General features: G+C 64.1%; 7 protein-coding genes. All 7 read left to right on the forward strand.

Annotation, left to right across the window (positions count from 1 at the left end; all coding sequences use genetic code 11):
- Positions 1-86: 86 nt before the first annotated feature.
- Positions 87-872 (forward strand): IclR family transcriptional regulator, encoded by a 786-nt coding sequence (locus BMX92_RS03855; RefSeq protein WP_093012129.1) that lies wholly within the window; start codon positions 87-89, stop codon positions 870-872.
- Positions 869-1,837 (forward strand): alpha/beta hydrolase, encoded by a 969-nt coding sequence (locus BMX92_RS03860; RefSeq protein ID WP_093012132.1) that lies wholly within the window; start codon positions 869-871, stop codon positions 1,835-1,837. The genes BMX92_RS03855 and BMX92_RS03860 overlap by 4 nt, the downstream gene beginning before the upstream one ends.
- Positions 1,834-2,622, forward strand: coding sequence for a GDSL-type esterase/lipase family protein (locus BMX92_RS03865; RefSeq protein ID WP_093012135.1), 789 nt, complete (start codon positions 1,834-1,836; stop codon positions 2,620-2,622). Before BMX92_RS03860 ends, BMX92_RS03865 begins: the two co-directional genes overlap by 4 nt.
- A 17-nt stretch (positions 2,623-2,639) precedes the next feature.
- Positions 2,640-3,434 carry an SGNH/GDSL hydrolase family protein gene (locus BMX92_RS03870; RefSeq protein ID WP_093012138.1) on the forward strand — a complete coding sequence of 265 codons (795 nt, stop codon included), beginning with the start codon at positions 2,640-2,642 and terminating at the stop codon, positions 3,432-3,434.
- Entirely contained in the window at positions 3,434-5,059 is a 1,626-nt protein-coding gene (locus tag BMX92_RS03875; protein ID WP_093012141.1) for an alpha-L-fucosidase, read from the forward strand. Before BMX92_RS03870 ends, BMX92_RS03875 begins: the two co-directional genes overlap by 1 nt.
- Positions 5,060-5,162: 103 nt before the next feature.
- Positions 5,163-7,481 carry a glycoside hydrolase family 31 protein gene (locus BMX92_RS03880; RefSeq protein WP_093012144.1) on the forward strand — a complete coding sequence of 773 codons (2,319 nt, stop codon included), beginning with the start codon at positions 5,163-5,165 and terminating at the stop codon, positions 7,479-7,481.
- 13 nt (positions 7,482-7,494) lie between these two features.
- Positions 7,495-8,952 carry a GH1 family beta-glucosidase gene (locus BMX92_RS03885; protein ID WP_093012147.1) on the forward strand — a complete coding sequence of 486 codons (1,458 nt, stop codon included), beginning with the start codon at positions 7,495-7,497 and terminating at the stop codon, positions 8,950-8,952.
- The last annotated feature ends 7 nt before the right edge of the window (positions 8,953-8,959 follow it).

The following is an 8,959-nucleotide window of genomic DNA, read 5'->3' on the forward strand; positions in this document are numbered from 1 at the left end:
TGATTTCACATGTGGATTACGCTTAGGAAGCGCTGTCCATGCAGTCGGTTGCGACAGCCAGAGGCCTATAAATTCGGGGGAGGAAAATGACTGGGAAGACGCGCTATCAAGCCCCCGCGCTGACGAAGGGCCTGGAAATATTGGAGCTTCTCGCCGGTGCGACCGAGCCGCTTATCATGTCTGACATATCGACGGCCCTCGGCCGGTCGGTCAGTGAAATATTTCGCATGCTGCAAGTGCTGGAAGAGCATGGCTATATCGCCCGGGCGGAAGAAGGCTATCGCCTGACCAATCGGCTCTTCGCCCTGGGCATGAGCCAGCCGCCCATCCGCGACCTCGCCTCCACCGCCCTGCCGCTGATGCAGGATCTGGCGCGCAAGGCTGGCCAGAGTTGCCATCTGGGTGTCGTATCCGGCGCGGAAATGGTCGTCATCATCGCGATCGAAGCGCCGGGCCTGTCGGGCTTCGCCGTGCGCGTCGGTTATCGTCGCCCGCTGTTCCGGTCCAATTCGGGTCGCATCCTGCTCGCCTTCCAGTCGCCCGAAGCGCGGGCGGCCATGCTGGAGGATATTCGCGCAACCGGCGCCCCCTTCGACGAGGCAGAACTGATCGCCAGACTGGATGCTGCCGTGGCGACGGGTGGCGCCGTTTCGCCCAGCCCGATGCTGACCGGCATTACCGATCTGTCCGCGCCGATCCTGGTTGGCGGCGTGGCGCGCGCCGCGCTGACCATGCCCTTTGTCGATGGCGCGGCCAACCGGGTGAGCATGGACGATTGCAACGTCATGCTGCGCAGCGCCGCCGCAGCGATCGGCACCGCCATGTCGCCGTTCATGGCTATCCCGCCGCGCCCCATGGAGAATGGACAATGACCGCCATCGACCGCCGCGCCGCGCTGATTGCCGCCGCCGGACTGGCCGCCCTGCCCAGCCTTGCCGGGGCGCAGATCACGGCAGCGGACGAGATTATCGACCTGTGGCCCGGCACCCCGCCCGGCGGCACGGGCGCGCGCATCGTCCGCAAGATCGACGATCAGTCCAAAGACCCGGCCAGGCCCGATCGCTTTGTGACCGGCATCGACCGTCCCATTTTGGTCGTGCGCCGCCCTGCCCGCCCCAATGGCGCGGCGATGCTGGTGGTGCCCGGCGGCGGCTATGGCTTCCTGTCCTATGACAATGAAGGCACCAGTCAGGCGGCATGGCTGAATGCGCGCGGCATCACCGCCTTCATCCTGCTCTATCGCCTGCCCGGAGAAGGCTGGAAGCGACGGGAGGATGTGCCGCTTCAGGATGCCCAGCGCGCCATGCGCCTGATACGCGCCAAAGCTGTCCAACTCGGTGTCGCAAAGGATCGGATCGGCGTGCTCGGCTTTTCGGCCGGCGGCCATCTGGCGGGATCGCTCGCGACACGCCATGGCGAGCAGGTCTATGATCCCGTCGACGCCGCCGATCGCGAAACGGCCCGGCCCGATCTGGCGGCGCTGATCTATCCCGTGGTCAGCCTCGACGCACCCTTCACCCATGAAGGATCGCGTGACAATCTGCTGGGCGAAGGCGCCGATGCGCAGGCGCGCCGCAACCGGTCGGTCGAACTGCGGGTCGATGCCGCCACGCCACCCGTCTTTCTGGTCCATGCGAGCGACGACGGACTGGTCCCGCCCGCCAACAGCATCGCGCTGTTTCAGGCGATGGAAGCGGCGAAACGCCCGGTCGCGCTGCATATTTTCGAGGATGGCGGCCATGGGTTCGGCACGCGCCTGCCCCGCACGATGCAGGCATCGGCCTGGCCGGACCTGCTGACGACGTTCGCCACGAAACACGGGCTGATCCCGGCATGAAATATATGCTGCCTGTCCTGTTCCTGCTGACAGCAGGTGCGGCGCAGGCCGCGCCGGGCGACTATCAAAGCTCGCCCGAGCGCCGCACCGTGGCAGAGAAGGACTGGGGGCCATGGCTTGGCCCGTTCCGCGCGAAGCTGGTGCCCAGCCTGATGCAGGATTTCGGCGAACGCTATCTTTACGCGCCCGCCAATGCCGCCCTGCCCGCGCCGAAACCGGACGAACAGCGTGTCGTGTTCCTGGGCGATTCCATCACCGATCGCTGGAACCTCGCCGCCAGCTTCCCCGGCAAGCCCTATGTCAATCGCGGCATCGGCAGTCAGGTGACGGCGCAGATGCTGCTGCGCTTCCATCAGGATGTCGTGGCGCTGAAGCCGAAGGTCGTGGTGATCCTGTCTGGCATCAATGACGTGCAGGGCTTCCTGCAACAGGAAACACCCGACCAGATCGAGGCCAATTGGGAAGCGATGGCCGATATCGCCACCGCTCATCATATCAAGGTCGTGTTCGGATCGATCCTGCCGGTCAACAACTATAGCGACGCCGCCAAGGATGTGGTGGCGGAACGCAAGCCCGCCGAACTGGTCGCACTCAACCAGTGGCTGCGCGCTTTTTGTGCGCAGCATGGCCATGTGTTCGCGGATTATCATAGCGCGATGGTGGACCGAAACGGCCTGATGACCGCCGCCTACACGCAGGACGGCGTGCATCCGCTTGACAATGGCTATGCCGTGATGGTGCCGATCGCGCAGAAGGCGATCGACCGGGCGCTGCGACAGAAATGAGGAAGGGAAAGATAAGGATGGTTCGCCTGACGGCTGCTCTTTGCGCGCTGGCACTCGCCGGCGCCGCGCATGCGGAAACCAAGGTGCCGGGCGATCCCCATGCCGACGACCCCGTCGGCATCGTCGCCGATCCCTGCCCTAGCCATGAGAAGCCCGGCGACGAGGCCGGCTGGAAGCTCTGGAACCTGCACATGCTAACCCGCGATTTCGGTCAGCTCTGCCGCTATGCCGCCGCCAACAAGGCGATCGAGGGCCAAAAGGTGCGCGTCGTCTTCATGGGCGATTCCATCACCGACAACTGGATCAATCTGGACCCGACCATGTTCCAGAACGGGCTGGTCGATCGCGGCATCAGCGGCCAGACGACCCCGCAAATGCTGGTGCGCTTCCGCAATGACGTGATCGCGCTGAAGCCGCAGGCCGTCCATATCATGGCGATGACCAACGATATCGCCGGCAATAGCGGCGCGGCGACGATGGAAACGGTGCTGGGCAATATCCAGACAATGGCCGACCTCGCCCGCGCGCACGGCATCAAGGTCATCATCGCCTCCGTGCCCCCCGCCGCCGCCTTCCCCTGGAGCCCCGGCATGACGCCCGCACCGCAGGTCGCCGCGATCAACAAGTGGCTGGCCGCCTATGCCCGCGCCAACGGCTTCACCTTCGTCGACTATCACCAGGCGATGGCGCAGCCCGACGGCGCGATGAAGCCGGGCCTGTCGAGCGACGGCGTCCATCCGACCAGGGAAGGCTATGCCATCATGCGCCCGCTGGCCGAGGCCGCGATCGCCAAAGCGCTGGGAGCCAAGTGATGCAGGATTTCGGACGCCGCTCCTTCCTGGCGGGCGCGGCCGCGCTGGGCCTCGCCAATGCCGCCCGCGCGGCCAGCCCGATGGGCACGGCCAAAGGCCCGGTGCAGGCTAGCTGGCCCTCGCTGGTCAGCAATTACCGCTATCCCGACTGGTTCCGCGACGCGAAGCTGGGCATGTGGTCGCATTGGGGTCCGCAATCGGTGCCGGCGCAGGGCGACTGGTATGGCCGCTTCCTATATATGCAGGGCCACCCGATGTACGAGCATCACCTGAAAACCTACGGCCATCCGTCGGTCGCGGGGATGAAGGACATCCAGAATCTCTGGACCGCCGACAAGTGGGAGCCGGATGCGCTGATGGCCCGCTACCAGAAGGCGGGCGCCAAATATTTCATGGCGCTGGCCTGCCATCACGACAATCTGGACTGCTACGACAGCCGCTATCACGCCTGGAACAGCCTGCGCGTCGGGCCGAAGAAGGATATCGTCGGCATCTGGGAAAAGGCCGCTCGCAAGGCGGGCATGAAGTTCGGCGTGTCCAACCATGCCGCCCATGCCTGGCACTGGTATCAGCCGGCCTATGGCTATGATCCGGTCGGCGCGCGCAAGGGCGAACGCTACGACGCCTTCCGCCTGCGCAAGGAAGACGGCAAGGGCCTATGGTGGGACGGGCTCGACCCGCGCGAACTCTATACCGGCGGCCATGCCGTGCTGCCCGATGGCATCGACACGATCGAGGCGATGGACAAATGGCATGACGTCCATAACGGCCAGTGGATCGAGACCGGGCCAAAGGACGACCCGGCCTATGTCACCCGCTGGCTGCTGCGCCAGACCGATCTGGTCGCGAAGTACAAGCCCGACATGGTCTATATGGACGATCATGAACTGCCCTTTGGCCCGGTAGGGCTGGAAGCGGCGGCGGACTATTATAACCGCTCGATCGAATGGCACGGCAAGATCGACGTGGTGCTGACCGGCAAGCAGCTCAAGCCCTATGCCCGTTTCGGCATGGTGCAGGATGTGGAGCGCGGCTTCACCGACCATCTATGGGACGAACCCTGGCAGACCGACACCTGCATTGGCGACTGGTTCTACAATGAAGCGCGCCTGCACGATAAAAGCTACAAGAGCGCGGAGGAGGTCATCCAGCGCCTCGCCGATGTGGTGTCGAAGAACGGCAACCTCATGCTCTCCATCCCGCAGCCCGGCGATGGCTCCATCGACAGCGAGACGGAGAAGGTGCTGGACGGCATGGCCGGATGGATGGTCCATGGCGGCGAAGCGATCTTCGGATCGCGACCCTGGCGCATTTATGGCGAGGGGCCGACGCAACTCATCGCGGGCATGCAGAATGAGGAGAAGGCCAAGCCCTTCACCGCGCAGGACATCCGCTTCACCACCAACAAGGGCGCGCTCTACGCGCTGTTCCTGGGCCGGGCGCAGGGATCTACGACTATAAGCGCACTGGCGCGCGGCAAGACACAGGGCATGATCGAGCATGTGGCGTTGCTGGGCGGCGGCCCGCTTCGCTTCCGGCAGGATGCGGACGGCCTCCATGTAGAGATGCCGCACAACATCGGTTTTGTACCGGCCATCCGCATCGACGGACATGGCCTGATCTAGAAGCTTACGTGCTCCTGCGAAGGCGGGAGCCCAGTTCTGACGGCGGGACTGGGTTCCTGCCTTCGCAGGAACACAACGGACAGAAGGCAAGGGATTTACAGGGATGATCGCAAAGAGTTTCAAATGGATCGCGCTGGGCGCGTCCTGCCTCACCGCCCCGGCGCTGGCACAGCCGATGGCGCTGCTCGACCGTCACGGCAGCCGGGTCGCGGTGGAGCCCTATGCGCCCAACATCGTGCGCGTGACGATCGCGGTGGACCCCGACCTGGCCTCCGCCGCGCCGGGCGAAGGCCCCAATGCGAAGGCGGATGCATCGGGCTGGACCCACCGCACTGACGCGACCGGCGATATCTTCTCTTCCTCCGCCATCAGCCTGACCATCGATGCCAAGGCATGGCCCAAGGCGCCGACCCAGATGGAGCGCTATTTCGCGCCCGCCCTGCCGCCGGTCAGCCTGTCGGTGAAGGACGCCAGCGGCAATGTCCTCACCAAAATGACCGGCTGGGAAATGTCTCCGGTGACGGTGAATGGCGAAAAGACCTTCAAGGTCGGCGCCAGCTTCGATTCCCCGGCCGACGAACATTATTATGGTCTGGGCCAGAATCAGGAAGGTTTCATGGACCTGCGCGGCAAGCAGATCGATTGCCAGCATTTCTATGATGCCCCGGCGGGCGAGTCCGTCTGCGTGCCCTTCCTCGTCACCAACAAGGGCTATGGCATCGTCTGGGACAATCCGGCCCGCACTTTGGTCTGGCCGGGCCTGCACAGCTCCACCCGCTTCCAGTCTCAGGTCGGCGAGCGCGTGTCCTTCTTCGTCATCACCGGCAAGACGACCGACGAACTCTATGCCGGTTACGCCAAGCTGACCGGGGCGACGCCGCTGCCCCCCAAGGCCGGATTCGGCCTGATCCAGAGCAAGGCGCGCTATGAGAGCCAGAAGGAACTGCTCGACATCGCCAATGGCTATCGCCAGCGCAATCTGCCGCTCGACGTCATGGTGCTGGACTGGTTCTACTGGACCCGCATGGGTCAACTCGACATCGACCGGACCTATTTCCCCGATCCCAAGGGGATGAACGACCAGCTCAACGCCATGGGCATGCGGTCGATCATCAGCGTATGGCCCCGCTTCGAGCGCGAAGGCCGCTATTTCGAATATCTCAAGGCCAAGGGCTGGTTCCTGAAGGACAAGGAGGGCTTGCCCGTAGATGGCCTGCCTTCCCGCTCCGACCGCGCCGGCGCGCTGATCGACAGCACCAATCCGCAGGCGCGTGAATGGTTCTGGGGCAAGCTGCGCGACAATATCGCGTCACAGGGCTTCGACTGGTTCTGGCTGGACGAGACGGAACCAGATCTTGTGCCCGACGGCTATCAATATTCGATCGGGTCGGGCGACCGCTATCATAACCTGTTCCCGCTGGTGCACACCACCGGTGTCGCCGAAGGATCGGAGCGCGACCGTCCCAATTTCCGCAACATGATCCTGGCCCGCGCCGCCTATCTGGGGTCGCAGCGCAATGGCGGCCTGTTCTGGTCGTCCGACGTCAAATCGACCTGGGAAGCGCTGGAGCGGCAGGTGCCCGCCGGCCTCAACTTCACCGCATCGGGCCTGGCCTATTGGGGCAGCGATATCGGCGGCTGGCAGTGGCCTAGCGGCCCGAAGGCGGAAAATCCGATCCTGGTCGATCCGGCCGGCGCGACGGCGATGGGCGCGGACTATCCCGACTATCCCGAACTGTTCGTGCGCTGGTTCGAATATAGCGTCTTCACGCCCACACTGCGCATCCACGGCCAGCGCCCCGGCACGGCACTGTGGGAATATGGCAAGGCGGCCGAGCCGATCCTGGCCGACTGGCTGCGCCTGCGCTATACGCTGATGCCCTATATCTATGCGTTGGGCCGTCACACTTATGACACCGGCGCGCCCTTCATGCGCGGCCTGTTCATGGACTTCCCGAACGATCCCAAGGTGTCGGACATCGGCGACCAATATATGTTCGGTCCCGCCTTCCTCGTCGCCCCGGTGACCAAGCAGGGCCAGACCAAGCGCCCTGTCTATCTGCCCGCCGGCACCGCCTGGTATGATTATTGGACCAACCAGAAGTTCGAGGGTGGCCAGACGATCGAGGTCGACGCCCCGATCAACCGCATGCCGCTGTTCGTGAAGGCCGGTTCGATCGTGCCGATGGGCGTGCAGGTGAAGAGCACGGCCGAGAAGCAGCCGCTGGAGAGCATCCGCGTTTATCCCGGCGCCGATGCCCGCTTCACCCTCTATGACGATGATGGCACGACCAACGCCTATCGCAAGGGTGGCATGAAGGCCGAGCTGGTCTGGGACGGCAAGGCAAAGACGCTGACGAGCAAGACGAAGCTGCCCACCGGTCAGGCGATCGCCGGTCTGGTGCAGATCGTCGGTCAATAAGGAGACTGAAGACATGACGGGTATCAACCGCCGCGAACTGGGCATGGGCCTCACCGCCGCCGCGCTGGGTGCGGGCCTTGCCGGCTCGACGGGCGTCAACGCGCAAGCAACTGCTGCTGGCGTGCCGCAGGGCAATCTCGCCTTCCCCTCCGACTTCCTGTGGGGCTGCGCCACCGCCTCCTATCAGATCGAGGGCGGTGTGAACGAGGATGGCCGGGGCCAGACCAACTGGGATGTGTTCTCGCACACCCCCGGCAAGGTCGCCAATGGCGACACCGGCGACGTCGCCTGCGACAGCTATAACCGCTATCAGGACGATATCGCGCTGCTGAAGGCGCTGGGCGTCAAGGCCTATCGCTTCTCGATCGCCTGGTCGCGCATCTTCCCCAATGGCCGGGGCAAGCCCAATGCCAAGGGGCTGGACTATTATAATCGTCTGGTCGACGGGCTGCTGGCGGCGGGCATCACCCCGCATGTCACCATGTTCCACTGGGATCTGCCCCATGCCCTGCCGGGCGGCTGGCAGAATCGCGACACCAGCTATGCCTTTGCCGACTATGCCGGCTACACCGCCGGCAAGCTGGGCGACCGCGTCAATCACTTCATGACGGTCAACGAACTGCGCTGCTTCACTGATTTGAGCTACATGACCGGCGGCAAGGCGCCGGGCCTGAAGCTGCCGATGAAGGACGTGAACCAGGTGCGCCACCATGGCGTGCTGGCCCATGGCCTGGGTGTGCAGGCGATCCGCGCCGCGACCAAATCGGGCACGCAGGTCGGCATTGCCGACAATCCCAACATCTATGTCCCTGCGATCGAGACCCCCGAGCATATCGAGGCGGTGAAAAAGGCGGTGCGCGAAGAGAACGCCATGTTCCTCACCGCGATCATGGAAGGCCGCTATATCGACAGCTACCTGACCGCGCAGGGCAAGGATGCGCCGGCGGTCAAGGAAGGCGACATGAAGCTGATCGGCGCGCCGCTCGATTTCCTGTCGGTCAATGTCTATACCGGCAACACCGTCCGCGCCGACGAGACTGCGCCGTCGGGCTACAAGATCCTGCCCCATCCGGGTCAGGCGCCGCGCATGCCCTCCCCCTGGCTCTATGTCACGCCGGAGGTCATCTATTGGGGGATGCGCGCCATCAGTGAGAATTGGAAGCCCAAGGGCCTCTACATCTCCGAAAATGGCTGCTCAGCCGACGACGAGGTCGCCGAAGACGGCAAGGTCTATGACACCGACCGCGTCATGTATCTGCGCAACTATATGACCCATCTCCAGCGGGCGACCCGCGAAGGCATTCCGGTGAAGGGCTATTTCGTCTGGAGCCTGATGGACAATTTCGAGTGGGAGGATGGCTATACCAAGCTGTTCGGCATCCACCATGTCGACTTCAAGACCCAGAAGCGCACGCCCAAGCTCAGCGCCGACTGGTATCGCGAACTGGTGCGCACCAACAAGCTCGTGTGAGCCGATG

This window comes from Sphingobium sp. YR768 (genome assembly GCF_900111125.1).
In the GTDB taxonomy this organism is placed as follows: Bacteria; Pseudomonadota; Alphaproteobacteria; order Sphingomonadales; family Sphingomonadaceae; genus Sphingobium.

Excerpts from the sequence above, each read along its gene's own strand:
- BMX92_RS03855 (WP_093012129.1), top strand. The coding sequence starts at position 87 with ATGACTGGGAAGACGCGCTATCAAGCCCCCGCGCTGACGAAGGGCCTG.
- BMX92_RS03875 (WP_093012141.1), top strand. The coding sequence starts at position 3,434 with ATGCAGGATTTCGGACGCCGCTCCTTCCTGGCGGGCGCGGCCGCGCTG.
- BMX92_RS03870 (WP_093012138.1), top strand. The coding sequence starts at position 2,640 with ATGGTTCGCCTGACGGCTGCTCTTTGCGCGCTGGCACTCGCCGGCGCC.
- BMX92_RS03860 (WP_093012132.1), top strand. The coding sequence starts at position 869 with ATGACCGCCATCGACCGCCGCGCCGCGCTGATTGCCGCCGCCGGACTG.
- BMX92_RS03865 (WP_093012135.1), top strand. The coding sequence starts at position 1,834 with ATGAAATATATGCTGCCTGTCCTGTTCCTGCTGACAGCAGGTGCGGCG.
- BMX92_RS03885 (WP_093012147.1), top strand. The coding sequence starts at position 7,495 with ATGACGGGTATCAACCGCCGCGAACTGGGCATGGGCCTCACCGCCGCC.
- BMX92_RS03880 (WP_093012144.1), top strand. The coding sequence starts at position 5,163 with ATGATCGCAAAGAGTTTCAAATGGATCGCGCTGGGCGCGTCCTGCCTC.